A 25,797-nucleotide genomic window follows, 5' to 3' on the forward strand; every position below is an offset into this window, starting at 1 on the left:
TTCGGACCGGTCACGGCTGGTAAAATCGCCGTTCTTCCGCCCCGCGATGCCCTCGTGACCCCACCTTCCGTGAACAAGCCCACCCCGCTCACCTATCGTGACGCCGGCGTCGACATCGACGCGGGCAATGAGGTCGTCGAACGCATCAAGCCCGCGATCCGGCGGACGTTGCGCCCGGAAGTGCTGGGTGGCGGCATCGGCGGCTTCGGTGGCCTGTTCGACCTGTCGGGCAAGTACCGCGAGCCGGTCATGGTCTCCGGCACCGACGGCGTGGGCACCAAGCTGATCCTCGCCAAGCAGCTCAACCGCCACGACACCATCGGCATCGACCTGGTCGCGATGTGCGTCAACGACGTGCTCGTGCAGGGCGCCGAGCCGCTGTTCTTCCTCGACTATTTCGCCACCGGCAAGCTCGACGTCGCGACCACCGTGGACGTGGTCGGCGGCATCGCCAGGGGCTGCGAGATCGCCGGTTGCGCGCTGATCGGCGGCGAAACCGCGGAAATGCCCGACATGTACCCGCCGGGCGAATACGACCTGGCCGGCTTCACCGTCGGCGCGGTCGAAAAGGCGAAGCTGATCGACGGCAGCCGCGTGCAGCGCGGCGACGTGCTGATCGGCATCGCGTCGAGCGGGCCGCATTCCAACGGCTATTCGCTGATCCGCAAGGTGCTGGCGCGTGCCGGCAACCCGTTGGACCTCGACGTCGGCGGCGTGAAGCTGGCCGATGCGCTGATGGAACCCACGCGGATCTACGTCAAGCCGGTGCTGGAGCTGCTGCAGAAGCACGACATCCGCGCGATGGCGCACGTCACCGGCGGCGCGCTGGTCGAGAAGATCATCCGCGTCGTGCCCAAGCCGCTCGGCCTGGAAATCGACACCTCCGCGTGGCCGCTGCCGGCGGTCTTCGATTGGCTGCAGCGCGAGGGCAACGTGCCGCGCGAAGAGATGTGGCGCACCTTCAACTGCGGCGTGGGCTTCGTGCTGATGGTCGCGCCCGACGCGGTCGCCGCGATCAACGCGGACCTCGACCGGCTGGGGCTCGCGCATTGGCAGATCGGCCAGGTCACGGCAGCTGGCGACGGCGAGCGCCTGCGCATCTCCTGAACACCGCGATGCGCGTTGCCGTACTCGCCTCGGGCCGCGGCAGCAATCTGCTGGCGATCCTCGACGCCATTGCGCGCGGCGAACTCGCTGCGCAGGTCGTCGGCGTGTTTTCGGACAAGGCGCAGGCACCGGCGCTGGCGCATGCGCGCAACTGCGGCATCGAAGCCCGTCACGTATCGCCGCGCGATTTTGCTTCGCGCGCGGAATTCGATGAACGCCTGTTCAGCCTGGTCGATGCAGTTCAGCCCGATCTCATCGTCTGTGCCGGATACATGCGCCTGATCAGCGACAGCGCCGTCGCTGCACGGACCGGTCGCATGATCAACATCCATCCTTCGCTGCTGCCCGACTTCAAGGGCCTGCATACGCACCAGCAGGCGCTGGACGCGGGTGCGCGCCGGCACGGCGCCAGCGTCCATTTCGTCACCGCGGAACTGGATGGCGGGCCGGTGATCGCGCAGGCGCGCGTCCCCGTCGAAGCCGATGACGACGCCGCGCAGCTCGCCGCGCGGGTACTGCAGCGCGAGCATCCCCTGCTCGTGGCCACGCTGCGGGAACTGGCGGCCGGACGGGTGGCACTGATCGACCATCGCGTCCATTTCAATGGCCGCGCGCTCGCCGCGCCGCTGCAGTTGACCGCGGACAACCGTCTCGTAGAGGAATCCTTCGCATGATGTTTTTCCGCGGCCTGGCCGCCCTGGCCGCACTGCTGGCCCTGCCGGCGATGGCCGGCGACGCGACGCCCGCCGTCGCGACCGGCGCGCCCCGCCCCCTGGAGCCGTTCATCGCCCAGTACCAGGTGTTCAAGGACGGCGACGTGCTCGGCGACGCCGTCATGCAGGTGGTGAAGAACGACGGCCGCCGCTGGCGCGTCGATCTCAACATCCGCGGAACGCGCGGCCTGATCGGGCTGGCGGGCATCGCCGCGGAACAGAGCACCGTTTTCGATGTCGCAGGCAGCCGGTACCGACCGCTGGCACAGAGCACGGTGCGCAGGAGCGCGTTCACGAAGAAGCAGACCGTGGGCGTCTACGATTGGCGCTCGCACGTCGCACGCTGGACGGGCGACGTGAAGGAAACCCGGCGCGCACCGGTCGCACTGCAGGATGGCGACCAGAGCGGGCTGCTGATCAACCTCGCGGTGATCCGCGACGCGCAACCCGGCACGTCGCTGCATTACCGCTTCGTCGACGACGGTCGCGTCCGCGACCATCGCTACGACGTTTCCACCAACCTCGAAGACGTGAAAATCGGCGAACTGGACTACACCGCCATGCGAGTGGCGCGCGCCCAGGGCGGCAACGAGGAAACCGTGATCTGGGTCGTCGACGGCGTGCCCACGCCGGTCCGGATCCTGCAGCGCGAGGACGGCAAGGACAAATACGACCTGCGCCTGGTGGAGTACAAGGGAGCCCAATGATGAAGTCGATGAACACCCTGTCGTTCAAACCCCTGCTGGCCGCAGCCGCGTTGCTGCTGGCCAGTGCGGCCGCGTACGCGGGCGAAATGAAGCCCTTCAGCGCGGACTACCTCGCGAACTACATGGGCATCCAGGGCGTGGGCCGCATGGAACTGGCGCAGGCCGGCGGCAACCGCTGGCGCTACAGCCTGAACATCGGCGGGTCGATGGCCAACCTCAACCAGACCACCGTGTTCGAGGACAGCAACGGCCAGTGGCGTCCGATCTCGAACAGCGACAGTTCCGAGCTGCTGGTGAAGCGCAGGCAGAAGAATGCCACCTACGACTGGTCGCGCGGCGAAGCGCGCTGGAGCGGCGACGTGAAGCCCGAGCGCGCCGGTCCGGTGAAGCTGCAGAACGGCGACCTCGACGCGATGCTGATCAATCTCGCCATCGCGCGCGACGTCGCCGCGGGCAAGCCCTTGCATTACCGGATGGTCGACGACGGCCGCGTCAAGCAGTTGAACTACCAGGTGGCCGGCAAGGAAACGATCACCGTCGCCGGCAAACCGCGCCAGGCCACCAGGGTCACGCGCGTGGACGGCGACAAGCAGGAAGTGCTGTGGATCGTCGATGGCATGCCGGTGCCGGCACGCATCCTGCGTCGCAAGGACGGGCAGGACGAAATGGACCTGCGCCTGCAGACGCTGCACTGACGCCGGATGGCGCAACGGAAAAGCCCCGCGATGCGGGGCTTTTTTTGTTGCCTGACATCGCCGGCACGGCTGCCGCGTCAGCTGGTGCGGCGGATCTTCGCGCCCAGCCCCGACAGCTTCTCCTCGATGTTTTCGTAGCCGCGGTCGAGGTGGTAGATGCGGTCGATGACGGTTTCCCCGTCCGCGACCAGTCCCGCCAGGATCAGCGATGCCGACGCGCGCAGGTCGGTCGCCATCACCGGCGCGCCGCTCAGCTGCTGCACGCCGCGCACCACGGCGGTATGGCCGTCGACGCGGATGTCGGCGCCGAGGCGCAGCAGTTCGTTGACGTGCATGAAGCGGTTTTCGAAGATCGTTTCGTTGATCACACCGACGCCGTCGGCGATGCAGTTCATCGCCATGAACTGCGCCTGCATGTCGGTCGGGAACGCCGGATGCGGCGCCGTGGTGATGTTCACCGCCTTGGGGCGCCGGCCGTGCATGTCCAGGGTGATCCGGTCGCCATCGACGACGATGTCCGCGCCGGCCTCGGTCAGCTTGTCGAGCACGGCGTCGAGCGTGTCGGGGCGCGCCCGGCGTGCGGTCACGCGCCCGCCGGTCATCGCCGCGGCGACGAGGAAGGTTCCGGTTTCGATGCGGTCGGCGACCACCGAATGCTTGCCGCCATGCAACCGCTCCACGCCCTCGATGACGATGCGGCCGGTGCCGGCGCCTTCGATCTTCGCGCCCATGGCCTTGAGGCACTCGGCCAGGTCGACGATCTCCGGTTCCATCGCCGCGTTCTCGAGCACCGTCGTGCCCTGCGCGAGCGCCGCGGCCATCAGCACGTTCTCGGTGGCGCCGACGCTGACCATTTCGAACACGTGGCGAGCGCCCTTGAGCCGCTGTGCACTCGCCTTGATGAAGCCGTGATCGACGCTGATCTCGGCACCCAGTGCCTGCAGGCCCTTGATGTGCAGGTCGACCGGGCGCGAGCCGATCGCGCAGCCGCCCGGCAGCGAAACCTCGGCATGGCCGTAGCGCGCCAGCAGCGGACCCAGCACGAGCACCGAGGCACGCATCGTCTTCACCAGTTCGTACGGGGCGACATGGCTGTTGACGCTGCGCGGATCGACGATCACGCCGCTCTCGCTGCCGCGTCCGATGGTGCCCTGGTCGATGGTGATGCCCGCGCCCAGCCCGGCAAGCAGCTTGGCCGTGGTCACCACGTCGTGCAGATGCGGGACATTGCTGATCTCGACCGGCTCGTCGGCGAGCAGCGTGGCGCACAGGATCGGCAACACGGCGTTCTTGGCGCCGGAAATCCGGACCTCGCCGTTCAGCGGCAGGCCGCCTTCGACCACGATCTTGTCCATCTCAGGCCGCCTCGTCCGGTGTGACGGTCTTCAGCGCGAGGGCGTGGATCTCGCCGCCCATGCGGTCGCCCAGCGTCGCGTAGACCATGCGATGGCGCGCCAGCGGGAGCTTGCCGCGAAAGGCTTCGGCGACGACGGTGGCCTCGAAGTGGACGCCGTCGTCGCCGCGCACGTCGGCGCGGGCGCCGGGGAGGCCCTGTTCGATCAGTTGGCGGATGGTGTCTGCGTTCAAGTCGGTGGGTTCCGGAGGCACGCGGCGGGCCGGCGGGCATCGCGCGGCGCTTTGCGCATAAAATGAACGGATTAGCCTAGCGGAAAGCCCCCCGGCCTTAAATGGCAATGTCCGAAATGGCGACCTCGCCCACCTCCCCCGCGCCCGATCCGTCCGCCCCGGCCCTTGCCGACAGCGGCCGCCGGGTGTTCGCCATCGAAGCCGACGCCCTGACGGCCGTCGCCGCACGCCTGGACGGCGACTTCAGCGCCGCCTGCCGGCTGATGCTGGAAACCCGCGGCCGAGTGGTGTGCACCGGCATGGGCAAGTCCGGCCATATCGCACGCAAGATCGCGGCCACGCTGGCCTCGACCGGAACCCCGGCCTTCTACGTGCACCCGGGCGAAGCCGCGCATGGCGACCTGGGCATGATCACCGACGCCGATGTCGTCCTGGCCCTCTCCTATTCCGGCGAAAGCGACGAAATCCTGCTGCTGCTCCCGGTCCTGCGTCGCCAGGGCAACCGGCTGATCGCGATGACGGGCCGCGCGAACTCCTCGCTCGCGCGCGAAGCCGACGTCCACCTCGACGTCAGCGTGCCGGCCGAAGCCTGCCCGCTCGACCTGGCGCCGACATCGAGCACCACCGCCTCGCTGGCCATGGGCGATGCGCTGGCGGTGGCCTTGCTGGAGGCGCGCGGCTTCACCGCGGACGACTTCGCCCGCTCGCATCCCGCCGGCGCGCTCGGCCGCCGTCTGCTGCTGCACATCGCCGACGTGATGCACGCCGGCGACGACGTGCCGCGCGTGGATGCCGACGCCACACTGAGCGAGGCGCTGGTCGAGATGAGCCGCAAGCGCCTGGGCATGACCGCGATCGTCGACGCCGGCGGCCGATTGCTGGGGCTGTTCACCGACGGCGACCTGCGTCGCGCGCTGGACGACCACCGCGTGGACGTGCGCACCACGCGCATCGCCGACGTGATGACCCGCTCGCCCAAGACCATCGGCTCGGACGCGCTCGCCGTCGAAGCCGCGCAGCTGATGGAAACCCACAAGATCGGCGGCCTGCTGGTGATCGATGCCAATCGCCGCGTGGTCGGCGCCCTCAACATTCATGACCTGTTGCGGGCCCGGGTGGTCTAAGAGCCGACGGATCGCGCCGCGCCACGCCGCGGCCAACGCACTGCCGCTGTCCCCAACCTGCCGTTGTCCTCGACCCTCCGACCGGGCGCCATGCCTTACAGCCATCTCAACGACTACCCTGCCGATATCCGCAACCGCGCGGCGCGCGTGCGGCTGGCGTGCTTCGACGTCGACGGCACGCTCACCGACGGCCGGCTGTTCTTCGACAGCGAGGGCGTCGAACTCAAGGCGTTCCACGTGCACGACGGCCAGGGCCTGGTGCTGCTGCGCAAGTCGGGCATCGCGGTCGCCTTCGTCACCGCCCGCCCCAGTGCGATCGCCGAACAGCGCGCCGCCGAACTCGGGCTGGAGGCGCATACCGGCGTGCAGGACAAGCTTGCGTGCGTGCGCGGCATCGCGTCGCGCATCGGCGTCGGATTGGACGAAGTCGCGTTCATGGGCGACGACCTGCCCGACCTGCGCGTGATGTCGCAGGTCGGATTTTCGGTCGCGCCGGCGAATGCGCACGCGTGGGTGCGCGAACGCGTGCACTGGCGCACCACCGCGCGCGCCGGGCATGGCGCGGCACGCGAATTCTGCGACCTGTTGCTGGCGGCCCAGGGCCGCGCCGAAACCCTGCTCGAGGAAGTCACCCGACTCGAAGGCGAGCGCATCGAGGGCAAGGCATGAACTGGCGCGCGATCGTCACCACGCTGCTGCTGATCGGTGCCCTCGTGAGCGGCTGGTCGGTCTGGAACCAGCGCAGCCGCGAACTCGCCGCCACCGGCCCCACCGCGCGATCGGATTACGTCCTGATCGGTTTCGAACTGACCGCGCTGAACGCGCAGGGCAAGGAGTCGTTCACCCTGCGCGCGCCGCGGCTGGCCCGCGACCCCCGGCAGAAGACGATGGATGTGGCCACGCCGCTGTTTCTCATTCCACCCGGCGAGGGCGCGGGCAACGATGCCTGGGAAGTCCGCGCGCAGAACGGCTGGGTGAGTGCCGATGGCAACGAGTTGCGCCTGCGTGGCGATGTGAAGGGCATCAGTTCCGGCGAGACCGGCCCACCGACGACGCTGGTCACCAACCAACTGAATGTTTACCCGGATGCCCGGCGCGCCCGCTCGCCATCGCGGGTCGTGATCAATCGCCCGGGTTCTATACTCAGCGGCCGCGGTCTGGAGCTGGATCTGGCCAGCAAGCGGTACTCGTTCAAGTCCGAGGTTCATTACCAATATGCCCGCACCGCACGCTAAGCCGTTCCAGCCCGTCCTCGTGGCGGCCGTCCTGGCCGCTGGACTGGTATCGCCTGCGTCGTGGGCCAGGACGGCCGATCGCGCCCAGCTGATGAACATCGAAGCCGGCAACACCAGCGGCGCGCTCGACGACCGCCACCCGACGGTGCTGTCCAACGGCGTGACCATTACCCAGGGCTCGCTGGAAATCGAAGCCGCGTCGGCCACGATCACCACGCGCGGCGGCGAGCCGGTGCGCGCCGTGCTTACCGGCAGCCCGGTGAAGCTCCGCCAGCAGCTCGACGACGGCACCCCGATGAGTGCCACGGCGGGCAAGGTCGATTACGACCTCACCAGCGAAGTCGTGGTCTTCACCGACAAGGTCAACATCCAGCAGCCGCGCGGCAGCCTGTCGGGTCCGCGGGTGGTCTACAACATGAAGACCGGGATGGTGAACAGCAGCTCGGACGGCAGCGGCCGCGTCAGGATGACCATCCAGCCGCGCCAGTCCGCACCGGATCCGGCGCCGACCAAGCCGGCTCCCAAGAAGGGGACCAACTGATGCTGGCGGCCAAGGGCCTGCGCAAGGCCTATCGCTCCCGGGAAGTCGTCCGCGATTTCGCCCTCACCCTGGATGCCGGTGAAGTCGTGGGCCTGCTCGGGCCCAACGGCGCGGGCAAGACCACCTGCTTCTACATGATCGTCGGCCTGGTTCCCGCCGACGCAGGACAGATCGTCCTGGACGGCAAGGACATCACCGGCGATCCGATGTACGCGCGCGCCAAGCACGGCGTCGGCTATCTGCCGCAGGAGCCCTCGGTGTTCCGCAAGCTCAGCGTGGCCGACAACATCCGGCTGGTGCTCGAACTGCGCGAAGACCTCGACAAGGCCGGCATAGAGAAGGAACTCGCCAGCCTGATGGACGAGTTGCAGATCGCCCATGTCGCCGACCAGATCGGCGCCAGCCTGTCCGGCGGCGAACGTCGCCGCGTGGAGATCGCCCGGGCCCTGGCGGCCAAGCCGCGCCTGATGCTGCTCGACGAACCCTTCGCCGGCGTGGATCCGATTTCGGTCGGCGAGATCCAGCGCATCGTCCGCCACCTCAAGAACCGCGGCATCGGCGTGCTGATCACCGACCACAACGTCCGCGAAACCCTCGGCATTTGCGACCGCGCCTACATCCTCAACGAAGGCGCGGTCCTCGCCCAGGGATCGCCCGACGCATTGCTGTCGAATCCGGACGTCCGCCGCGTCTACCTGGGCGACACGTTCCGCCTGTAACCGGTCCGCGTGTGACAGCGGTTCCGGAAATGCAGTGCCCCACGCCGCAGCGCTGAACAGGCAGGATCGACGCCCTCCCCCGTCATGTGCATGATGACGTGGCTTCCTGACGGACCGGCCGTCGGTCCCGTCAGATCCCGTTTGAATACCTTATGAAGCCCCGCCTTCAGGCAACACTCGGACAGCAGCTGGTGATGACCCCGCAATTGCGGCAGGCCATCCGCCTGCTGCAGTTGTCGGCGGCCGAACTCGAGGTGGAAATTGCCGAGGCAGTGGAAAGCAATCCGCTGCTCGACTGGACGGAATCGGCCGTCGCTGCGGGCGATGGCGGCGACCACGCCGATGGCGTCCACGACGGATCGGCGACCGAGGAAAGCTACGAAACCGAAACCCTCGCGCCCGGCGAAATGGATTGGGGCCCGGGCGACGGCGAAGCCTGGTACGAACGCACGGGACCGGCCGACGCCGACGACGATGCGCCCGGCGCGGAACAGGTCGCCGAGGCCGAAACGTTGCAGGACCACCTGCTCTGGCAGCTTCACCTGAGCCCGCTGTCGCCGCGCGATCGCATCATCGCGGTGACCCTCATCGAGGCGATCGAAGACGACGGGTACCTGCGCGAATCCCTGGACTCGATCGCGGAAACCCTGGGCTCCGAGTTCCACGCGCAACAGGACGAGATCCTCACCGTCCTGCACCAGGTGCAGCGGTTCGATCCGGTTGGCGTTGGCGCGCGCACGCTGGGCGAATGCCTGCGCCTGCAGCTGTCGACCCTGCCCGACGACACGCCGGGCAAAGCCCTGGCCCATCAGCTTGCCAACGGTCCACTGGAGCGGCTGCCCAAGGTCGGCGCCGCCGGCATCGCCGCCGAACTCAAGCTGGAAGTCGGCGAAGTCGAAACCGCGGTGCAGTTGCTGCGCTCGCTGGATCCCAAGCCGGGCCTGCAGGTCGGCGGCATCACCAGCGATACCTACGTCGCACCCGACGTGGTGATCTGGCGACAGCACGGGCTGTGGCGCGTGTCGCTCGCCGACAGCATGCGTCCGCGGATCAACATCCATCGCGGCTACGAAAGCATGATCCGCCGGGCCAGCGCATCCGACGCGCACTACCTGCGCGGCCACCTGCAGGAAGCCCGCTGGCTGCTCAAGAGCCTGGAAGCGCGCGGCGAAACCCTGCTGAAGGTGATGCGTTGCCTGCTGCGGCAGCAGGCCGCGTTCCTGGAATTCGGCGACAGCGCCCTGCGTCCGTTGACCCTGCGCGAAGTGGCCGCCGAAATCGGTCTGCACGAATCCACCGTCTCGCGTGCCGTCGCGCGCAAGTACGCGCGCACGCCGCGCGGCACCATTCCGCTGCGTTCGTTCTTCGCCTCCGGCATCGAGACGGGGACCGGTGGCGAGGCGTCCAGCACCGCGATCCAGGCCATGATCCGCCAGCTGATCGAAGCGGAAAATCCGCGCAAGCCGCTTTCCGATGCCCGCCTGGCCGAGACACTCAAGGCCACCGGCGTCCCGGTCGCCCGACGAACGGTCGCCAAGTACCGCGAAGCCATGAGCATCCCGTCCTCGCAGGATCGCGTCCGCATCTAGGCGGCACGCGCGCGATCCGGGACCGGTTTCACGATTCGTCCCGCCGCCGGTCGGCCCGGCAACGACAAGCTTGAACACGCGTCCGGGCATGCCTATTTTGGCGGGCTAACGGAATCCTTCGACCTTCTTTTTCCCACCCTTACGTTGCATTGCCATCGGCGCGAAAGAGGCGTTGAATGGGGTCACCCGTAGCCAGTGACGTAAGGAGGTCAAGAATGCGTATCGAAACCTATGGCCAGCAGATCGAGGTCACCAATGCGCTGCGGGATTACGTCGAAACCAAGCTGTCGCGACTGAAGCGGCACTTCGACCAGCCGTTCGACGTACGCACCCAGCTCAGCCTGGACAAGCCCGATCACAAGGCCGAGGCGACGGTTACGTTCTCCGGCCGCGTGCTGCATGCGGACGCTGCCGCGATCGACATGTACGCGGCGATCGACCTGCTTGCCGACAAGCTCGATCGCCTGCTGATGAAGCACAAGGAAAAGATCGTCGATCACCATCGTGGCGAAAGCCTCGCCAGGAACGGCGACTTCGCGTAACCGATCGGGCGAAACGTCCCCAGGGACGCGCCGGTCGTTTTCGCCAGCATCGAGTACGGGGGACGGAGCAAACCGTCCCCCGTCTGTTTTGCGGCTTCCGCATCGATCGCCCCAGCCAGTTACCATTGGCCGGGGAGACGCGGAGCGGCGGCATGAACCTGAGCATCAGCGCAGCGCAGCTTTTCGAACAACAACGCGAGAAACTGGGCCTGCGCTGGCTCGCGGGCGAACGCGTCGGCGGCCAGCGCGTGCTCGAAGCCGTCGACACCGTGGCGCGCCGCCCGTCGCTGGCCGGCTACCTCAACACGATCTATCCGAACAAGGTGCAGATCCTCGGCAGCGAGGAACTCGCCTGGCTCGACGCCCTCGATTCGCGCCAGCGCTGGGACACGATCGTCAAGATGATCGACTTCAAGCCGCTGGCGCTGGTCATCAGCAAGAACCAGACCTGCCCGGAAGACCTGCGTCGCCTTGCCGAGGAAAGCGACACCCCGCTGTGGGTATCGCCGCGGCGCGGGCACGAACTGCTCAACCACCTGCAGTACCACCTCGCGCGCAAGCTCGCGCCGCGCGTGACGCTGCACGGCGTGTTCATGGAGATCTATTCCATTGGCGTGCTGATCACCGGCGAGTCGGGCGCAGGCAAGAGCGAGCTCGCGCTCGAACTGGTCACGCGCGGCCATCGCCTGGTCGCCGACGACGCGCCTGAATTCACCCAGATCGCACCGGACGTGCTCGACGGCACCTGTCCCGACCTGCTGCAGGACCTGCTGGAAGTCCGCGGCCTGGGCGTGCTCAACGTGCGCCAGATGTTCGGCGACACGTCGGTGAAGAAGAACAAGTACCTGCGCCTGATCGTGCATCTCACCAAACCGGCGCTGGAACCGCAGCCCGGCGGCCTCGAGCGCCTCACCGGCGACCTGGGCTCGCGCCGCGTGCTCGATCTCGACGTGCCCATCATCACGCTGCCCGTCATGCCCGGCCGCAACCTCGCCGTACTGACCGAAGCCGCCACCCGCACGCACATCCTGCGCGCGAAAGGCGTCGACCCGGCGGCCGCCTTCATGGCGCGCCACAGCCACTTCCTGGAACGCGCCGAATAAGCGCGCCGAAACCCAGAAAACCGCGACGAGCCGCCGTGAACACCCCGACCACACCCACCCTCATCATCGTCAGCGGCATGTCCGGTTCGGGCAAGTCGGTGGCGCTGAACACGTTCGAGGACCTGGATTTCTACTGCGTGGACAACCTGCCGGCCGAACTGCTGCCGCAGTTCGTGAGGAGCGTCACCGGCGACGTCAGCTCGCCGGGCAAGCTCGCCGTCGGCATCGACGTGCGCAACCGGCGCGACCTCTCCAGCCTGCCCGAATGGCTCTCGGCCGTGGGCGCACTGGGGCTGGATCCCAAGCTCGTGTTCTTCGACGCGAGCGACGAGGTGCTGCTGAAGCGCTACGCCGACACGCGCCGCCGGCATCCCCTGAGCACGCTGGGATTGCCGCTGGTCGATGCCATCGCACTTGAGCGCCAGGCACTGCGTCCGCTGCGCCAGGTCGCGGACGTGATCGTCGACACCAGCGACATGAACGTGCACAAGCTGCGTCGTCACGTGATCACCGAATTCGGCATCGGTGGCGACGCAACGGTTTCGCTGCTGTTCGAGTCGTTCGCGTATCGCCGCGGCGTGCCGAGCGATGCCGACTTCGTCCTCGATGCGCGCGCGTTGCCGAATCCGCATTGGGATCCCAGCCTGCGTCCGCTGTCCGGCCGCGACGCGGGCGTGCGCGAGTACCTGGAAGCGGATCCGGACGTCGCGCTGTTCGTCGCGCAGGTATCCGCCTTTCTGGACACCTGGTTGCCCAAGCTCAAGTCGGAAGGCACGCGCAGCTATGTCACGGTCGCCTTCGGCTGCACCGGCGGCCGGCATCGTTCCGTCTACCTGGCCGAACGGCTGGCCGAGCATGCGCGGCAGCAGGGCTGGGAGGAAGTCGCCGTGCACCACCGCGAACTCGACTGACGGTCGCTCCGTCCCCGGGACGCTGCCGTCCATCCGGGCGCTTCCTGACCGTAACCCGGCTCTGTTAAGTTGCAGGGCATGTCCGTCGGCGTCCTGCTCATCACTCACGAAGGCATCGGCTCGGCCGTCCTGGCCGTGGCGACGCGCCTGTTGCGCACCCTGCCCCTCGCCACCGAGGTGCTGGAGGTGCCGTTCGACGGGGACCCGGATGCGCTGCTGCCCCTCGCCAGCGCCGCACTACGGCGCGTTGACGGAGGGCAAGGCGTACTGGTGCTGACCGACCTGTACGGCGCAACGCCCAGCAACCTCGCGGCCAAGGTCGCCAGGCTCGGAACACCCGTGCACCGCGTGTCCGCCCTGAGCCTGCCGATGCTGCTGCGGGTGATGAACTACGCCGAACAGGATCTGGACGAGCTTCCCGCCGTGGCCGCTGCCGGCGCGCGCAACGGCGTGATCATCGACGAGGCATGACGGAACACGGACCGGCGGGAAGGACGCGCAAGCGGGAATGAAAGACGAAACATGGGATAGGGCCTGAGACGATGATCGAACGCGAACTCACCGTCAGCAATCGCCTGGGCCTGCACGCACGCGCCACCGCCAAGCTCGTGCAGTTGCTGTCGGGTTACCGGAGCACCACCACGCTCATGGCCAAGGGGCGCGAGGTGAACGCCAAGAGCATCATGGGCGTGATGCTGCTCGCCGCAGGGCAAGGCACCCAGGTCAGGTTGCGCTGCGAGGGCGATGACGAAGCCGCTACGGCCGACGCCGTGTGCGCGCTGTTCGAACGCCGCTTCGACGAAGACGCCTGAGGATCGGCGCGGCATGCGGCAGGAATTCAAGGGCCTGGGCGCATCGCGCGGCAGCGCGCTGGGCCGTGCCCGCGTGCGTCTGCCACACGCGCTGGAGGTCGCCGAGGAGCACATCCCCGAATCGCAGGTCGAGGCGGAGCGCTCGCGCCTGCAGCGCGCGATCGACTCGGTCCGCGCCGAAATGCACCTCCTGCGCCAGCGCCTGCACGGTGCGCTCGCGCACGAGATCGGCGAATTCCTCGACCTGCATGCGCTGCTGCTCGACGATCCGGAACTGCTGCAGGGTCTGGATTCCCTGATCCGCACCGGCCGCTACACCGCCGACTACGCACTGCGACTGCAACGCGACCGCATCGCGTCGGTGTTCGCCGGCATGGACGATCCGTACCTGCGCAGCCGCATCGACGACATCGACCAGGTCGTCGGCCGCATCCATGCCGCGCTGCACAGCCGCGAGAACGGCACCGAAGGCGTGGCCGGCGAGATCCTGATCACCGACAACGTCGCACCGGCCGAACTGGCGCAGCTGCAGGCACAGGGCGTCGTCGCGATCGTCACCGCCGCAGGCAGCTCGCTGTCGCACAGCGCCATCCTCGCGCGCAGCCTGCACCTGCCGCTCGTGGTCGGCGTGCCCGGCGCCCTGCTCAAGATCAACGACGGCGATGCGCTGGTCGTGGACGGCGGCAGCGGCCAGGTGGTGGTCGAACCCGGCCCGCAGGACCTGCGTGCGCACCGCGCGCGCGAGCGCGAATACATCCGCGAACGCAAGGAACTGCACCGGCTGCGGCGTGAGCCAACCCGGACGCTCGACGGCGTGGACATCAATCTTTACGCCAACGCGGAATCGCGCGAAGACGTGGCCGAAGCGCACGCGCTGGGCGCCACGGGCATCGGCCTGTACCGCACCGAGTTCCTGTTCCTGCAGCGCCACGAACTGCCCGACGAGGAAGAACAATTCCGCGCCTATCGCGACGTGGTGCTGGGGATGAGCGGGCGACCGGTCACCATCCGCACGCTGGACCTCGGCGCCGACAAGGCCGACCGCACGGGCCTGGCCCTGCGCGACGAACCCAACCCGGCGCTGGGCCTGCGTGGGGTGCGCCTCTCGCTGGCCCGCACCTCGCTGCTGGAAACGCAACTGCGCGCGTTGCTGCGCGCGTCGGGCTACGGGCCGTTGCGCATCCTCATCCCGATGGTGAGTTCGCGCGAGGAGGTCCGCGAAATCCGCGCTCAGCTCAAGCGTATCGCCCGCGACCTGCGCACGCAGGGACACGAGATCGCCGATCACGTGCCGCTGGGCGCGATGATCGAAGTGCCCGCGGCCGCACTGGCCCTGCCCGGCTTCATCGGCAGCATCGATTTCCTTTCGATCGGCACCAACGACCTGGTGCAGTACCTGCTGGCCGTCGATCGCAACAACGAAGCGCTGGCCGACCTGTACACCCCCTTGCACCCGGCCGTGCTGCGGCTGCTGCGCGACGTGATCCGGCTGTCGCGCATGCGACAGAAGCCGGTCGCGGTCTGCGGCGAAATGGCCGGCGACCCGTTGTATGCGCCGTTGCTGCTGGCGCTGGGTCTCACCGAATTCAGCCTGCATCCGAACACGCTGCTGGAACTGCGGCGCGTCATCCGCGGTTGCGACCTGGGTGCGCTGCGCAAGCGCCTGCCGCTGCTGATGCGCGCGCGCGACCGGGCCGGGATCGAAGCCTGGGTGGCATCGCACGCGACCGCCTGAGCCGTCGCCCACCGGACGATGCGGCCCGGGGTGGGCAGCACCGGCCGGCGCCGTCATAATGCGCACATGAACGCCCCGCTCTGATCAGCACACTGCGTCGCGCCCTCGTGGCCCGACCTCGCCATTGGAAGTACGCATGGCCGAAGCCGTCCGCCACGACAAGACCGCGCGCCAGCTGCGCCTGCTTTCGGACGCACTCGATTCCGGCCGCCTCGGCCCGGTGCGCCGGCTGGTCAACACGCTCTCGCCGGCCGAGATCGGCAACCTCCTCGAATCGCTGCCGCCGGCCAAGCGCACCGTGGTCTGGGGCTTGGTCGATGCCGAAGACGACGGCGAGGTGCTGGTCCACGTCGGCGAGGACGTGCGCGAGAGCCTCCTGGCCGAAATGGATCCTGAGGAAATCGTCGCCGCGGTCGAGGACCTCGACATCGACGATCTCGCGGATCTCGTCGAAGACCTGCCCGACACGGTCATCGACGAAGTGCTCAAGTCGATGGACCGCGAGAACCGCGAGCGCCTGGAACAGGTGCTGTCCTACGACGAGGACACCGCCGGCCGCCTGATGAACCCGGACGTGGTGACGGTGCGTGCCGACACCACCGTCGACGTCGTGCTGCGCTATCTGCGCCTGCGCGGCGAGCTCCCCGAGCACACCGACCACCTGTACGTCGTCAGCCGTCGCCACCAGTACCTCGGCCGCATCGCGTTGCAGGCACTGCTCACGCACGAGCCGAACACGCCGATCAACCAGCTGATCGACGACGAGCAACCCGCGATCGGCGTGGAGGAATCCGCCGACGAAGTCGCGCGCCAGTTCTCCGACCACGACTGGATCTCCGCGCCGGTCGTCGACGACAACAACATCCTGCTCGGCCGCATCACCATCGACGACGTCGTCGACATCATCCGCGAGCAGGCCGAGCACCAGGCCCTCGGCGCTGCGGGCCTGAACGAGGACGAGGACCTGTTCTCGCCGGTGCCGCGCGCCACCAAGCGCCGCCTGGTATGGCTGGGCATCAACCTGGGCACGGCCTTCCTCGCGGCGTCGGTGGTGGGCCTGTTCCAGGGCACCATCGCGCACATCGTCGCGCTGGCCGTGTTGATGCCCATCGTTGCGGGCATGGGCGGCAATGCCGGCACGCAGGTGCTAGCGCTGTGCGTGCGCGGCCTTGCGCTGGGTCAACTCGGCGCGACCAACGTGCAGGTGCTGATCTGGAAGGAAATCCGCGTCGCGCTGCTCAACGGCCTCGCGCTGGGGCTGATTCTCGGTGCGATCGTCTTTCTATGGTTCCGCGAGTGGCCGCTGGCCGTGGTGATCGCGAGCGCACTGACGATCAATCTGCTCATGGCCGCATTGGCGGGCGTACTCGTGCCGGTCACGCTCAAGCGCATGGGCTTCGATCCGGCGCTGGCCGGCGGTGTGATCCTGACCACGGTGACCGACGTGATGGGCTTCCTGAGCTTCCTCGGTCTGGCGACGTTGATCCTGTTGCGCTGAAGGAGGCCTTCCCATGCGCGTTCTGCGGATGTTCCTGGCCTGCACCGCCCTGCTGGCAGGCGCCTGCGCGACACCAGTGACGGAACCGGCCATGGGTACATTCGTCCAGCGCGAACTCGTCGTCGAAGGCGCGACGCACCGCTACCAGGTGTTCGTTCCAGCGCCTTCCGCCGCCGGTCCCTCGCCGCCGGTCATCCTCTTCCTGCACGGCACCGGCGAACGCGGCAGCGACGGCGAAAAGCCGGTCCGCGTCGGGCTGGGACCGCACGTACTCGCGCACCGCGCCGACTTCCCGGCGATCGTGGTGTTTCCGCAGGCGCCGGACGATCACGACTGGAACGGCGACGCCGCCGCACTGGCGCTGGCCGCACTCGATCAGGCGACCGAGGAATTCCACGGCGACCGCGACCGCACCTACCTGACCGGTCTGTCGATGGGCGGCTACGGCACCTGGGAACTGGCCATGCTGCAGCCGCATCGTTTCGCGGCGCTCGTGCCGATCTGCGGCGGACTGGTGCCGCCGCGCGACGAACGCCAGTTGTTCGTCACGCCGCTGGCGGGCTCGGCCGATCCTTACGCGACGTTGGCGAAAAACCTTCGGCACGTTCCGGTCTGGATCTTCCACGGCGCGAAGGACGACCTCGTGCCGCCCGACGACGACCGTCGCACCTACGCCGCGCTGAAAGCCGCCGGAGCCGACGTGCGCTACACCGAGTTTCCCGACGCGAACCACAACGCCTGGGACCCGGCGTATGCGACGCCGGAGTTGTGGCCCTGGCTGTTTGCGCAGCGCCGCCCGCAGCGCGGCGCAGTGCCGTAGCCCAACCGACAGATCCGCTGCTGCATTTGGCCGTGCAGCCTTGCTCGCCTAACGTGCCAGCAAGGCCTCGAGTGCCGCCATGCGCACGCTCACGCCATTGGCGACCTGGCGCAGCACCAGCGACTGCGGTCCGTCGGCGACTTCGTCGGTGATTTCCACGCCGCGGTTCATCGGCCCCGGATGCATGACCACGGCATCGGGGGCGGCACGACGCAGGCGCGCAGCGGTGAGACCGTAATCGCGGTGATACTCGTCGAGCGAGGCGATCAGGCCGTCCTCCATCCGCTCGCGCTGGATGCGCAGCATCATCACCGCGTCGACGCCGTCCAGCGCCGCATCGAAGTCCTGCGTCACCGTGCAGCCCTGCAACGTGCCGTCGTCCGGTAGCAGCGACTGCGGTCCGCACACCCGGATCTCACCCGCACCGAGCGTACGCAATGCATGCAGGTCGGAACGCGCGACACGCGAATGCTTCACGTCGCCGACGATCAGCACTTTCAGCTTCGAGAAGTCACGCCCCTTGGCCTGACGCAGCGTCAGCATGTCCAACAATCCCTGGGTGGGATGCGCACTGCGGCCATCGCCGGCATTGAGCAAGGCGACGCCGGGCTTTGCCGCTTCCGCCAGCGCCTCCACCGCGCCGTCGACCTTGTGGCGCACCACGAAGCCGCGCACGCCCATGGCTTCGATCGTCCTGAACGTGTCGAGGTCGGTCTCGCCCTTGGTCGCCGACGACGTCGACGCGTCGAAGCCGAGCACGTGCGCCCCCAGGCGCTGCGCTGCCAGCTGGAAGCTCAAGCGCGTGCGCGTCGAGGGCTCGAAGAACAGCGTGCACACCGCGATGCCGGACAGCGCCTGCGGCGCCTGCGCGCCGTCGGCGAAGGCCTGCGCGCGATCGAGCAGGGTTTCCAGGTCGGCGCGCGGCAGCTTGTCCAGCGTGAGCAGATGCTTCATCGGTGCTTGGTGTAATGGGGAAGTCGGGAATGGCGGATCAACCAGCGGAAATTTCCGTCGCGTCCTGCGGCGCGGCCAGCCAGCGTTCGACAATGACCGCCGCCGCGACCGCATCGAGCGCTTCGGCATCGCGACGTCGCTTGCGGCCTTCGGCCCGCTCGCTGGCGAAACGCTGCGCCGCCTCGATCGAACTGGCGCGCTCGTCGACGAGCAGGACCGGCAGCTTGAAGCGCGCCACCAGTTCGCGGGCGAAACGGTGCGCGCGCACGCGCGCCGGCTGATCGCCGCCTTCGAGCGTCATCGGATCGCCGACGATGAAGCCGTCCGGCCGCCACTCGCGGCACAGGCGCTCGATCGACGGCCAGTCCGGGCCATGCGCGTGCACGTCGATCACGGCCAGCGCACGCGCGCCCGAGCCGAAGGCGCTGCCCACGGCGACACCGATCCGACGTGCACCGACGTCGAAGCCGAGCACGGTGCCATCGCTGCGGATGCTCATGCGTGCCCGGAATAATCGGCGAGATGCGCGAAGTCGACGCCGATGCGGCCGGCCGCGGCTTCCCAGCGCGCTTCCAGCGGCAGCGCGAACAGCAGTTCGGCATCGGCGGGCGCGGTCAGCCAGTCGTTCTCGGTGAGTTCGTGCTCGAGCTGGCCCGATCCCCATCCCGCACAGCCCAGCGCAACGATCGCGTTGTCGGGCCCGTCGCCGCGCGCCATCGCTTCGAGGATGTCGCGCGAGGTCGTCAGGAACAGGCTGTCGGTGATCGCCAGTGTGGAATCCCAACGCGGGCCGCCATCGTGCAGCACGAAGCCCCGCTCGGGATGCACCGGGCCGCCGGCGAGCACAGGCTGCGAGCGCAGCGATTCGGTACCGCCCTCGACGCCCATCTGGCCGAGCACTTCGCCCAGCGTGTATTCGGAACGCCGGTTGACCACGATCCCCATCGCGCCGTCGTCGTCGTGCTGGCAGATCAGCGCAACGCTGCGCGAGAAATTCGTTTCCGCCAGCGCCGGCAATGCGATCAGCAACTGGTTCGTCAGGGGCTCGGGCATCACGGGCATGCCCGCATTCTAGCGCGCGGGCCCCTGCGTGCCAGCTGACGGGCGGGACCGCGCAGGGCGTACGATGGCGGCTTTCCCTTCGAATGACATCGCCATGACCGCACCGGATCTCCGCCCGCTCGTCCTCGGCTGCCTCGCCGCACTGGCCTTGTCCGCCTGCAAGCCTTCAGCGCCGCAGGAACCGTCCGCGCCCGCCGCGCCGGCCACCGGATCGTATGCGCAGGCCCATGCCGGCGATTATGCGACGGTGCCGCTCAAGGCCGATCTCTCGCATCTCGACGAACGCACGCAGCGCATGGTCGCCAAACTGATCCAGGCGGCGGACCTCATGAACGAGCTCGCCTGGAAGCAGAACTGGGGCGGCGACCGCGCCGCCCTGCTCGCCCAGGCGCCGGACGAAGCCACGCGCGAACTGGTGACCCTCAATTTCGGCCCCTGGGATCGCCTGAACGAAGACACGCCCCTCATCCCCGGCATCAAGCCGCGTCCGCCGGGCGCCGCCTTCTATCCGGTCGGCATGACCAAGGAGGAATTCGAGGCCGCCGCATTGCCCGACAAGACCTCCAACTACACGCTGCTGCGCCGCGACGCGACGGGCAAGCTGGTCACGGTGCCGTACCACGTCGAATACAAGGCCGAACTGGAACGCACCGCAGCGCTGCTGCGCGAAGCGGCCGAGCTCAGCGGCGATCAGAGCTTCGCCGACTACCTGCGCATGCGCGCCGACGCCCTGTTGAGCGACGACTTCCGCCCGAGCGACATGGCCTGGATGGACATGAAGACCAATCCGGTCGACATCGTGATCGGTCCGATCGAGACCTACGAGGACCAGTTGTTCGGTTACAAGGCCGCATACGAAGGCCTGGTGCTCATCAAGGACGCCGAATGGAGCAAGAAGCTCGCCCGCTACGCCGGCTACCTGCCCGCACTGCAGCGCGGACTGCCGGTCGATGCGAAATACAAGGCGGAAAAGCCCGGCGCGAAGGCCGATCTGAACGCGTACGAGGCCGTGTACTACGCCGGCGACGCCAACGTCGGTGCGAAGACGATCGCCATCAACCTTCCCAATGACGAGGAGGTGCAGCTGGCCAAGGGCACGCGACGCCTGCAACTGGAAAACGTCATGCGGGCGAAGTTCGACGCCATCCTCGTGCCGATCGCGAAGCAGCTGATCGCCGAAGACCAGCTCCCGCACGTCACCTTTGACGCCTTCTTCGAGGACGTGATGTTCCATGAAGTGGCCCATGGCCTGGGGATCAAGAAGACGATCGACGGCAAGGGCACGGTCGACGAGGCGCTGAAGGATTACGCATCCAGCTTCGAGGAAGGCAAGGCGGACATCCTCGGCCTGTACATGATCGACGCGCTCGCCGAAAAGGGCGAACTGGACAAGGCGAAGCTGATGGACAACTACGTCACCTTCCTCGCCGGCATCCTGCGTTCGGTGCGCTTCGGCGCCGCCGACGCGCACGGCAAGGCCAACATGCTGCGCTTCAACTATTTCGCCGACGCGGGCGCCTTCAGCCGCGATGCGAATGGCCGCTACCGCGTCGACTTCGACAAGATGCGCGCCGCGATGAATTCGCTCAGCGGCAAACTCCTCACGGTGCAGGGCGACGGCGACTATGCCGAGGCCAAGCGCATGACCGATACGCTGGGCGTGATCAAGCCGGAGCTCGCCGCCGACCTGGCGAAGCTGAAGGAAGCGAAGATCCCCGTGGACATCCGCTTCGAACAGGGCTTGGACGTGCTCGGCCTGACGCAGTACGCCACGCCCGCGACCCGCTGATGTCGGGTTACTGCGACTTCGCGCGGGGCCATCCGCTGCATGGCCCCTACCACGACACCGAATACGGCTTCCCGAGCCGCGACGAAGCGGTGCTGTTCGAGCGCCTGATCCTCGAGATCAATCAGGCGGGACTGAGCTGGGAGACGATGCTGCGCAAGCGCGACGGATTCCGCCGCGCCTACGACGGCTTCGACGTCGACAAGGTCGCCGCCTACGGCGAGCGCGATCGCGAGCGGCTGCTGGCCGATGCCGGCATCATCCGCAACCGTCTGAAGATCGACGCGGCCATCCACAACGCGCGGGTGATCCAGCAACTGCGTGCGTCGCACGGCAGCTTCGCCGCGTGGCTCGATGCGCACGTCGCCGATGGTGCGGCCGTGCGCGACAAGGCGGATTGGGTGAAGCTCTTCAGGAAGACCTTCCGTTTCACCGGCGGCGAAATCACCAACGAATTCCTGATGAGCCTGGGATATCTCGCCGGCACGCATCGTCCGGATTGCCCGGTGTTCGCCGTGATCGCCGCACTGGATCCGCCCTGGCGGCGCGCACGCGCCGGCTGAGCAGGCGGCTTGCACGCGGCGGTCACCGTACGCGTGCGTTGATGGTCTTCCCGTCCGGAGACGCATCGTGATCCGCAAGCTCCCGTCCGGCGGCTATCGCCTCTACTCGCGCAAAAAGGATCCCAGGACCGGCAAGCGCCGCAACCTCGGCACGTTCCAGACGCGCGCAGCCGCCGAGAAGCACGAGCGCGAAGTGCAGTACTTCAAGCGCCACTGACCCGCCGCCGACCATTCCGCGTGGCCATCCGCATCGGCATTTCCGGCTGGCGCTACGCGCCGTGGCGCGGCGTGTTCTATCCCCGCGGGCTGGCCCAGCGCCGCGAGCTGGAATACGCGTCGCGTGCATTTCCCAGCATTGAAATCAACGGCTCGTTCTATTCGCTGCAATCGCCCGACAGCTGGCGGACATGGCGCGAGCAGACGCCCGACGACTTCGTGTTCGCGGTCAAGGGACCGCGCTACATCACGCACCTGCTGCGGTTGCGCGGGTTCGAGCCGGCGCTCGCCAACTTCCTGGCGTCCGGCGTGCTGTCGCTGGGCGCGAAACTGGGACCGATCCTGTGGCAGTTTCCACCCAACTTCCGCTTCGACGAGGAACGCCTGGAGCCGTTCTTCGCCGCCCTGCCGAAGGACACGGATGCGGCGCTTGCATTGGCGCGACGCCGGGAACGCTCGCGCATGCGCGGACGCACCGCCCTGCCGCGGCAGCGCAATCGCCACCTGCGTCACGCCGTCGAAATACGCCATGAGAGCTTCCGCGATCCGGCCTTCATCCGGCTGCTGCGTCGCCACCGCATCGCCCTGGTCATTGCCGACACCGCCGGCCGCTGGCCGCTGCTCGAAGACGTCACCGCCGATTTCGTCTACATCCGACTGCACGGCGACAGGGAACTGTACGTCAGCGGATACACGTCCGCGGCGCTGGAAAAGTGGGCGGGTCGGGTCCGCGCCTGGTCCGCGGGCGGCGAACCGCGGGACGCGCGCAAGGCCAGCGATCTGCAGCCGCGCAGGCGGGGGTTTCGCGACGTCTACTGCTATTTCGACAACGACGCCAAGGTGCATGCCCCCTTCGACGCACGGGATCTGGCGGCGGTCCTGGCCGACGAGGCGCGTCTGGTGGTGCCGGAGGCGCCGTGACGTTCTCTTAACGCAGGCGGCGCGACTTTCCGGGAGGATTCAGGGCAGCCGCGATACAGGGAGGTGCACATGGGCGTTTCCAGCGCGGGGAAATTCGCTTTCAAGCGACGCGATGAGCTCGATGCCCTGATCGACGGCTTCGAACAGGACCTGCTCACACGATTCGACGAACTGGTCGCCTACTGCAACGGCTACGCCGACACGATCCTGTCGGTGACCGGCGCGGACGACGACGAATATGTCGTCAATCGCATCAATGCCATCCTGCGGGAACGGGGGCTCCTGTCCGAGCCGCCCGGACGGCCGACGACCTGAGCGCTTGGCAGCGGCAGTTGCTACATCGCGCGATGGCTCGAGGCTCCGGATGGGTGGGCCTTACCTCGCTCCCGGCGACAAGTTGCAGGCAACAAAAAGCCGGGCGGGGCCCGGCTTTCCGTTCCTTCCGGCGTCGTCGATCGCCTAGCGCACTTCCGCCACTTCGACGCCGTCCAGTCCCTGGGAGAGGGTCTTGGCGTCGCCGCCCTGCGCGAGCTTGATGCGCAGGCGCACTTCGTTCTGCGAGTCGGCGTAGCGCAGCGCGTCCTCGTACGAGATCTCGCCGGCCTGGTACAGCTCGAACAGGCTCTGATCGAAGGTCTTCATGCCCAGCTGCACGGATTCCTTCATCACTTCCTTGAGCTTGTGGATCTCGCCGTCGCGGATGTAGTCCTGCACCAGCGGGGTGCCGAGCAGGATTTCCATCGCCACGCGGCGGCCCTTGCCGTCCGGCGTCGGGATCAGCTGCTGCGCGACCACGCCCTTGAGGTTGAGCGAGAGGTCCATCAGCAGTTGCTGGCGACGGTCTTCCGGGAAGAAGTTGATGATGCGATCCATCGCCTGGTTGGCGTTGTTCGCGTGCAGGGTGCACAGCACCAGGTGGCCGGTTTCCGCGAAAGCGATCGCGTGGTCCATGCCTTCGCGGGTGCGCACCTCGCCGATCATGATCACGTCGGGCGCCTGGCGCAGGGTGTTCTTCAGCGCCGCATCCCAGCTGTCGGTGTCGATGCCGACCTCGCGCTGGGTGACGATGCAGCCTTCGTGCTTGTGCACGAATTCGATCGGGTCCTCGATGGTGATGATGTGGCCGGTCGAATTCATGTTGCGGTAGCCGATCATCGCCGCAAGCGAGGTCGACTTACCGGTACCGGTCGCGCCGACGAAGATGATGATGCCGCGCTTGGTCATCGCCAGTGTCTTGATGATCGCCGGCAGGTTCAGCTCTTCGACGGTCGGGATCTTGGTCTCGATGCGGCGCAGCACCATGCCGACCTGGTTGCGCTGGTAGAAGCACGAGACACGGAAGCGGCCCACGCCGGTCACGCCGATCGCGAAGTTGCACTCGTGGGTCTTTTCGAACTCCTCGCGCTGCTGCGGCGTCATCACGTTGAGGACGAGGTCGCGGCTCTGCTGCGGCGTGAGCGGGTTCTGCGTGATGGGCGAGATCTTGCCGTGGACTTTCATCGAAGGCGGCATGCCGGCCGTGATGAACAGGTCCGACGCCTTCTGGTGCGCCATCAGCTTGAGGAAGGAGGTGAAGTCGATGGTGCTCATGTTTGGGCTCCTGCGGAGCCCGGGAATCGGGATTCGGCAATCGGGAATCGTTAGGAGCAAAGCACGAGCTCTGGGGCTAACGGATTCCGATTCGCGATATTTCCGACTTCCGGCTCTCCTGCTGTTAACTATTGCCGATTCCCGATTCCCGATTCCCGATTCCCGGCCTTAATCGAACAACCGCTTGTCCTTCGCATACATGCGCGCCTGCGGCTTCAGGATCAGGCCGCGCTTGACCAGGTCCTGCAGGTGCTGGTCGAGGGTCATCATTCCGTACTGCTGGCCGGTCTGGATCGCCGAGTACATCTGCGCGACCTTGTCCTCGCGGATCAGGTTACGGATGGCGGGGATGCCCACCATGATTTCCCAGGCCGCGGTACGGCCGCCGCCGACCTTCTTCAGCAGCGCCTGCGAGATCACCGCGCGCAGCGACTCGGACAGCATCGAGCGGACCATCGGCTTTTCGCCGGCCGGGAACACGTCGATGATGCGGTCGACCGTCTTGGCGGCGGACGAGGTGTGCAGCGTGGCGAACACCAGGTGGCCGGTTTCCGCGGCAGTCAGCGCCAGGCGGATGGTTTCCAGGTCGCGCAATTCGCCGACCAGGATGTAGTCGGGGTCTTCGCGCAGCGCCGAGCGCAGCGCTTCGTTGAAGCCGTGCGTGTCGCGGTGCACCTCGCGCTGGTTGATCAGGCACTTCTGCGAGGTGTGGACGAATTCGATCGGGTCCTCGACCGAGAGGATGTGCGCGTATTCGTTCTTGTTGATGTGGTCGAGCATCGCCGCCAGCGTGGTCGACTTGCCCGAACCGGTCGGGCCGGTCACCAGGATCAGGCCCTGCGGCTGGTCGATCAGTTCGCGGAAGATGCGCGGGCAGCCCAGGTCGTCCAGCGTCAGGACTTCGGACGGAATGGTACGGAACACCGCACCGGCGCCGCGGTTCTGGTTGAACGCATTGACGCGGAAGCGCGCCAGGCCCGGGATCTCGAACGAGAAGTCGACCTCGAGGAATTCTTCGTAATCGCGCCGCTGCTTGTCCGACATGATGTCGTAGACGAGCGCGTGGACCTGCTTGTGGTCCAGCGCGGGAATGTTGATGCGGCGGACGTCGCCGTCCACGCGGATCATCGGCGGGAGGCCGGCCGACAGGTGCAGGTCGGAAGCCTTGTTCTTGACCGAGAACGCCAGTAGTTCGGCGATATCCATGCGTGCTCCCCTGCACAGCCAACGGAATGGGTTGTTGCAACGTACCGGCGGAATGCTGGAA

At 67.5% G+C, this 25,797-nt stretch carries 30 protein-coding genes; 23 read left to right on the top strand and 7 right to left on the bottom strand.

From position 1 onward, the window contains the following. The first annotated feature begins 54 nt into the window (after nt 1–54). From purM to ACFPN1_RS06460, 4 genes are read left to right on the top strand one after another with little or no spacing between them, the layout of a single operon-like run. On the top strand, nt 55–1,107 hold the full coding sequence (purM, locus tag ACFPN1_RS06445) for a phosphoribosylformylglycinamidine cyclo-ligase (protein ID WP_386753917.1): 1,053 nt from the start codon (nt 55–57) through the stop codon (nt 1,105–1,107). A gap of 8 nt (nt 1,108–1,115) precedes the next feature. Then, entirely contained in the window at nt 1,116–1,781 is a 666-nt protein-coding gene (gene purN, locus ACFPN1_RS06450) for a phosphoribosylglycinamide formyltransferase (protein WP_386753918.1), read from the top strand. Next, nucleotides 1,778–2,527: a DUF3108 domain-containing protein gene (locus ACFPN1_RS06455; protein ID WP_386753919.1), complete on the top strand. Its 750-nt coding sequence runs from the start codon at nt 1,778–1,780 to the stop codon at nt 2,525–2,527. The genes purN and ACFPN1_RS06455 overlap by 4 nt, the downstream gene beginning before the upstream one ends. Nucleotides 2,528–2,535: 8 nt before the next feature. After that, nucleotides 2,536–3,222 carry a DUF3108 domain-containing protein gene (locus ACFPN1_RS06460; protein ID WP_386754061.1) on the top strand — a complete coding sequence of 229 codons (687 nt, stop codon included), beginning with the start codon at nt 2,536–2,538 and terminating at the stop codon, nt 3,220–3,222. A 77-nt stretch (nt 3,223–3,299) separates the two neighbouring features. On the opposite strand, the gene murA is transcribed toward ACFPN1_RS06460, so the two are convergent. Together murA and ACFPN1_RS06470 are read right to left on the bottom strand one after the other, a co-directional pair. Next, the gene (murA, locus tag ACFPN1_RS06465; RefSeq protein WP_386753921.1) at nt 3,300–4,577 is read right to left on the bottom strand and encodes a UDP-N-acetylglucosamine 1-carboxyvinyltransferase; all 1,278 of its coding nucleotides are present in this window, start codon (nt 4,575–4,577) and stop codon (nt 3,300–3,302) included. A 1-nt stretch (nt 4,578) separates the two neighbouring features. Beyond that, a complete protein-coding gene (locus ACFPN1_RS06470) occupies nt 4,579–4,809 on the bottom strand; it encodes a BolA family protein (RefSeq protein ID WP_386753923.1) in 231 nt (76 codons plus the stop codon). Between the two features lie 101 nt (nt 4,810–4,910). Here ACFPN1_RS06470 and ACFPN1_RS06475 point away from each other — a divergent pair, with 101 nt between their 5' ends. The 14 genes from ACFPN1_RS06475 to ACFPN1_RS06540 all read left to right on the top strand — a co-directional run bounded on the left by ACFPN1_RS06475 (nt 4,911) and on the right by ACFPN1_RS06540 (nt 17,438). Then, nucleotides 4,911–5,933, top strand: coding sequence for a KpsF/GutQ family sugar-phosphate isomerase (locus ACFPN1_RS06475; protein ID WP_386753925.1), 1,023 nt, complete (start codon nt 4,911–4,913; stop codon nt 5,931–5,933). 90 nt (nt 5,934–6,023) lie between these two features. After that, complete coding sequence (locus ACFPN1_RS06480; RefSeq protein ID WP_386753927.1) at nt 6,024–6,602, top strand: KdsC family phosphatase; 579 nt, start codon at nt 6,024–6,026, stop codon at nt 6,600–6,602. After that, nucleotides 6,599–7,168 (top strand): LPS export ABC transporter periplasmic protein LptC, encoded by a 570-nt coding sequence (gene lptC / locus ACFPN1_RS06485; RefSeq protein WP_386753929.1) that lies wholly within the window; start codon nt 6,599–6,601, stop codon nt 7,166–7,168. The genes ACFPN1_RS06480 and lptC overlap by 4 nt, the downstream gene beginning before the upstream one ends. Beyond that, nucleotides 7,149–7,709, top strand: a complete 561-nt coding sequence (gene lptA, locus ACFPN1_RS06490; protein WP_386753930.1) for a lipopolysaccharide transport periplasmic protein LptA — start codon at nt 7,149–7,151, stop codon at nt 7,707–7,709. The genes lptC and lptA overlap by 20 nt, the downstream gene beginning before the upstream one ends. Beyond that, complete coding sequence (lptB, locus tag ACFPN1_RS06495; RefSeq protein WP_386753932.1) at nt 7,709–8,428, top strand: LPS export ABC transporter ATP-binding protein; 720 nt, start codon at nt 7,709–7,711, stop codon at nt 8,426–8,428. The genes lptA and lptB overlap by 1 nt, the downstream gene beginning before the upstream one ends. 152 nt (nt 8,429–8,580) lie before the next feature. Then, nucleotides 8,581–10,017 carry an RNA polymerase factor sigma-54 gene (locus tag ACFPN1_RS06500; protein WP_386753934.1) on the top strand — a complete coding sequence of 479 codons (1,437 nt, stop codon included), beginning with the start codon at nt 8,581–8,583 and terminating at the stop codon, nt 10,015–10,017. 215 nt (nt 10,018–10,232) lie between these two features. Continuing rightward, nucleotides 10,233–10,559: a ribosome hibernation-promoting factor, HPF/YfiA family gene (hpf, locus tag ACFPN1_RS06505; RefSeq protein WP_386753935.1), complete on the top strand. Its 327-nt coding sequence runs from the start codon at nt 10,233–10,235 to the stop codon at nt 10,557–10,559. A gap of 152 nt (nt 10,560–10,711) precedes the next feature. Next, nucleotides 10,712–11,662: an HPr(Ser) kinase/phosphatase gene (hprK, locus tag ACFPN1_RS06510; protein ID WP_386753937.1), complete on the top strand. Its 951-nt coding sequence runs from the start codon at nt 10,712–10,714 to the stop codon at nt 11,660–11,662. A gap of 35 nt (nt 11,663–11,697) precedes the next feature. Beyond that, entirely contained in the window at nt 11,698–12,573 is an 876-nt protein-coding gene (gene rapZ, locus ACFPN1_RS06515; RefSeq protein ID WP_386753939.1) for an RNase adapter RapZ, read from the top strand. A gap of 78 nt (nt 12,574–12,651) precedes the next feature. Beyond that, nucleotides 12,652–13,044, top strand: a complete 393-nt coding sequence (locus ACFPN1_RS06520; RefSeq protein WP_386753940.1) for a PTS sugar transporter subunit IIA — start codon at nt 12,652–12,654, stop codon at nt 13,042–13,044. 71 nt (nt 13,045–13,115) lie between these two features. Continuing rightward, nucleotides 13,116–13,385, top strand: a complete 270-nt coding sequence (locus ACFPN1_RS06525; protein WP_386753942.1) for an HPr family phosphocarrier protein — start codon at nt 13,116–13,118, stop codon at nt 13,383–13,385. Between the two features lie 13 nt (nt 13,386–13,398). Beyond that, nucleotides 13,399–15,120 (top strand): phosphoenolpyruvate--protein phosphotransferase, encoded by a 1,722-nt coding sequence (ptsP, locus tag ACFPN1_RS06530; RefSeq protein ID WP_386753943.1) that lies wholly within the window; start codon nt 13,399–13,401, stop codon nt 15,118–15,120. 136 nt (nt 15,121–15,256) lie between these two features. Further along, the gene (mgtE, locus tag ACFPN1_RS06535; RefSeq protein WP_386753944.1) at nt 15,257–16,618 is read left to right on the top strand and encodes a magnesium transporter; all 1,362 of its coding nucleotides are present in this window, start codon (nt 15,257–15,259) and stop codon (nt 16,616–16,618) included. Nucleotides 16,619–16,631: 13 nt separating this feature from the next. Next, nucleotides 16,632–17,438, top strand: a complete 807-nt coding sequence (locus tag ACFPN1_RS06540) for a carboxylesterase family protein (RefSeq protein WP_386753945.1) — start codon at nt 16,632–16,634, stop codon at nt 17,436–17,438. A 48-nt stretch (nt 17,439–17,486) separates the two neighbouring features. Here the strand turns inward: ACFPN1_RS06540 and ACFPN1_RS06545 are convergent, their stop codons facing one another. From ACFPN1_RS06545 to ACFPN1_RS06555, 3 genes are read right to left on the bottom strand one after another with little or no spacing between them, the layout of a single operon-like run. Further along, nucleotides 17,487–18,392 (bottom strand): aspartate carbamoyltransferase catalytic subunit, encoded by a 906-nt coding sequence (locus ACFPN1_RS06545; RefSeq protein ID WP_386753946.1) that lies wholly within the window; start codon nt 18,390–18,392, stop codon nt 17,487–17,489. Between the two features lie 37 nt (nt 18,393–18,429). Next, nucleotides 18,430–18,891, bottom strand: coding sequence for a Holliday junction resolvase RuvX (ruvX, locus tag ACFPN1_RS06550; protein ID WP_386753948.1), 462 nt, complete (start codon nt 18,889–18,891; stop codon nt 18,430–18,432). Then, nucleotides 18,888–19,454: a YqgE/AlgH family protein gene (locus tag ACFPN1_RS06555; RefSeq protein WP_386753949.1), complete on the bottom strand. Its 567-nt coding sequence runs from the start codon at nt 19,452–19,454 to the stop codon at nt 18,888–18,890. The genes ruvX and ACFPN1_RS06555 overlap by 4 nt, the downstream gene beginning before the upstream one ends. A gap of 94 nt (nt 19,455–19,548) precedes the next feature. Between ACFPN1_RS06555 and ACFPN1_RS06560 the strand changes: the two genes are divergently transcribed. The 5 genes from ACFPN1_RS06560 to ACFPN1_RS06580 all read left to right on the top strand — a co-directional run bounded on the left by ACFPN1_RS06560 (nt 19,549) and on the right by ACFPN1_RS06580 (nt 23,255). Then, entirely contained in the window at nt 19,549–21,243 is a 1,695-nt protein-coding gene (locus tag ACFPN1_RS06560) for a dipeptidyl-peptidase 3 family protein (protein ID WP_386753950.1), read from the top strand. Then, entirely contained in the window at nt 21,243–21,803 is a 561-nt protein-coding gene (locus ACFPN1_RS06565; RefSeq protein WP_386753951.1) for a DNA-3-methyladenine glycosylase I, read from the top strand. Before ACFPN1_RS06560 ends, ACFPN1_RS06565 begins: the two co-directional genes overlap by 1 nt. A 67-nt stretch (nt 21,804–21,870) precedes the next feature. Further along, nucleotides 21,871–22,020, top strand: a complete 150-nt coding sequence (locus tag ACFPN1_RS06570; protein WP_386753952.1) for a hypothetical protein — start codon at nt 21,871–21,873, stop codon at nt 22,018–22,020. A gap of 20 nt (nt 22,021–22,040) precedes the next feature. Beyond that, a complete protein-coding gene (locus ACFPN1_RS06575; protein ID WP_386753953.1) occupies nt 22,041–22,940 on the top strand; it encodes a DUF72 domain-containing protein in 900 nt (299 codons plus the stop codon). Between the two features lie 69 nt (nt 22,941–23,009). Continuing rightward, complete coding sequence (locus ACFPN1_RS06580; RefSeq protein ID WP_386753954.1) at nt 23,010–23,255, top strand: hypothetical protein; 246 nt, start codon at nt 23,010–23,012, stop codon at nt 23,253–23,255. A 144-nt stretch (nt 23,256–23,399) separates the two neighbouring features. Here the strand turns inward: ACFPN1_RS06580 and ACFPN1_RS06585 are convergent, their stop codons facing one another. Next, entirely contained in the window at nt 23,400–24,530 is a 1,131-nt protein-coding gene (locus ACFPN1_RS06585) for a PilT/PilU family type 4a pilus ATPase (RefSeq protein ID WP_386753955.1), read from the bottom strand. Nucleotides 24,531–24,698: 168 nt separating this feature from the next. After that, nucleotides 24,699–25,736 (bottom strand): type IV pilus twitching motility protein PilT, encoded by a 1,038-nt coding sequence (locus tag ACFPN1_RS06590; RefSeq protein WP_386753956.1) that lies wholly within the window; start codon nt 25,734–25,736, stop codon nt 24,699–24,701. Between the last annotated feature and the right edge of the window lie 61 nt (nt 25,737–25,797).

The organism is Lysobacter yangpyeongensis (genome assembly GCF_042655745.1).
In the GTDB taxonomy this organism is placed as follows: domain Bacteria; phylum Pseudomonadota; class Gammaproteobacteria; order Xanthomonadales; family Xanthomonadaceae; genus Agrilutibacter; species Agrilutibacter yangpyeongensis.

What these genes read in the sequence shown, in the direction of transcription:
- purN (WP_386753918.1), top strand. Translation starts at nt 1,116, where the DNA reads ATGCGCGTTGCCGTACTCGCCTCGGGCCGCGGCAGCAATCTGCTGGCG.
- ACFPN1_RS06455 (WP_386753919.1), top strand. Translation starts at nt 1,778, where the DNA reads ATGATGTTTTTCCGCGGCCTGGCCGCCCTGGCCGCACTGCTGGCCCTG.
- ACFPN1_RS06460 (WP_386754061.1), top strand. Translation starts at nt 2,536, where the DNA reads ATGAACACCCTGTCGTTCAAACCCCTGCTGGCCGCAGCCGCGTTGCTG.
- murA (WP_386753921.1), bottom strand. Translation starts at nt 4,577, where the DNA reads ATGGACAAGATCGTGGTCGAAGGCGGCCTGCCGCTGAACGGCGAGGTC.
- ACFPN1_RS06475 (WP_386753925.1), top strand. Translation starts at nt 4,911, where the DNA reads ATGGCAATGTCCGAAATGGCGACCTCGCCCACCTCCCCCGCGCCCGAT.
- ACFPN1_RS06480 (WP_386753927.1), top strand. Translation starts at nt 6,024, where the DNA reads ATGCCTTACAGCCATCTCAACGACTACCCTGCCGATATCCGCAACCGC.
- lptC (WP_386753929.1), top strand. Translation starts at nt 6,599, where the DNA reads ATGAACTGGCGCGCGATCGTCACCACGCTGCTGCTGATCGGTGCCCTC.
- lptA (WP_386753930.1), top strand. Translation starts at nt 7,149, where the DNA reads ATGCCCGCACCGCACGCTAAGCCGTTCCAGCCCGTCCTCGTGGCGGCC.
- lptB (WP_386753932.1), top strand. Translation starts at nt 7,709, where the DNA reads ATGCTGGCGGCCAAGGGCCTGCGCAAGGCCTATCGCTCCCGGGAAGTC.
- ACFPN1_RS06500 (WP_386753934.1), top strand. Translation starts at nt 8,581, where the DNA reads ATGAAGCCCCGCCTTCAGGCAACACTCGGACAGCAGCTGGTGATGACC.
- hpf (WP_386753935.1), top strand. Translation starts at nt 10,233, where the DNA reads ATGCGTATCGAAACCTATGGCCAGCAGATCGAGGTCACCAATGCGCTG.
- hprK (WP_386753937.1), top strand. Translation starts at nt 10,712, where the DNA reads ATGAACCTGAGCATCAGCGCAGCGCAGCTTTTCGAACAACAACGCGAG.
- ACFPN1_RS06520 (WP_386753940.1), top strand. Translation starts at nt 12,652, where the DNA reads ATGTCCGTCGGCGTCCTGCTCATCACTCACGAAGGCATCGGCTCGGCC.
- ACFPN1_RS06525 (WP_386753942.1), top strand. Translation starts at nt 13,116, where the DNA reads ATGATCGAACGCGAACTCACCGTCAGCAATCGCCTGGGCCTGCACGCA.
- ptsP (WP_386753943.1), top strand. Translation starts at nt 13,399, where the DNA reads ATGCGGCAGGAATTCAAGGGCCTGGGCGCATCGCGCGGCAGCGCGCTG.
- mgtE (WP_386753944.1), top strand. Translation starts at nt 15,257, where the DNA reads ATGGCCGAAGCCGTCCGCCACGACAAGACCGCGCGCCAGCTGCGCCTG.
- ACFPN1_RS06540 (WP_386753945.1), top strand. Translation starts at nt 16,632, where the DNA reads ATGCGCGTTCTGCGGATGTTCCTGGCCTGCACCGCCCTGCTGGCAGGC.
- ACFPN1_RS06545 (WP_386753946.1), bottom strand. Translation starts at nt 18,392, where the DNA reads ATGAAGCATCTGCTCACGCTGGACAAGCTGCCGCGCGCCGACCTGGAA.
- ruvX (WP_386753948.1), bottom strand. Translation starts at nt 18,891, where the DNA reads ATGAGCATCCGCAGCGATGGCACCGTGCTCGGCTTCGACGTCGGTGCA.
- ACFPN1_RS06555 (WP_386753949.1), bottom strand. Translation starts at nt 19,454, where the DNA reads ATGCCCGTGATGCCCGAGCCCCTGACGAACCAGTTGCTGATCGCATTG.
- ACFPN1_RS06560 (WP_386753950.1), top strand. Translation starts at nt 19,549, where the DNA reads ATGACCGCACCGGATCTCCGCCCGCTCGTCCTCGGCTGCCTCGCCGCA.
- ACFPN1_RS06565 (WP_386753951.1), top strand. Translation starts at nt 21,243, where the DNA reads ATGTCGGGTTACTGCGACTTCGCGCGGGGCCATCCGCTGCATGGCCCC.
- ACFPN1_RS06580 (WP_386753954.1), top strand. Translation starts at nt 23,010, where the DNA reads ATGGGCGTTTCCAGCGCGGGGAAATTCGCTTTCAAGCGACGCGATGAG.
- ACFPN1_RS06585 (WP_386753955.1), bottom strand. Translation starts at nt 24,530, where the DNA reads ATGAGCACCATCGACTTCACCTCCTTCCTCAAGCTGATGGCGCACCAG.
- ACFPN1_RS06590 (WP_386753956.1), bottom strand. Translation starts at nt 25,736, where the DNA reads ATGGATATCGCCGAACTACTGGCGTTCTCGGTCAAGAACAAGGCTTCC.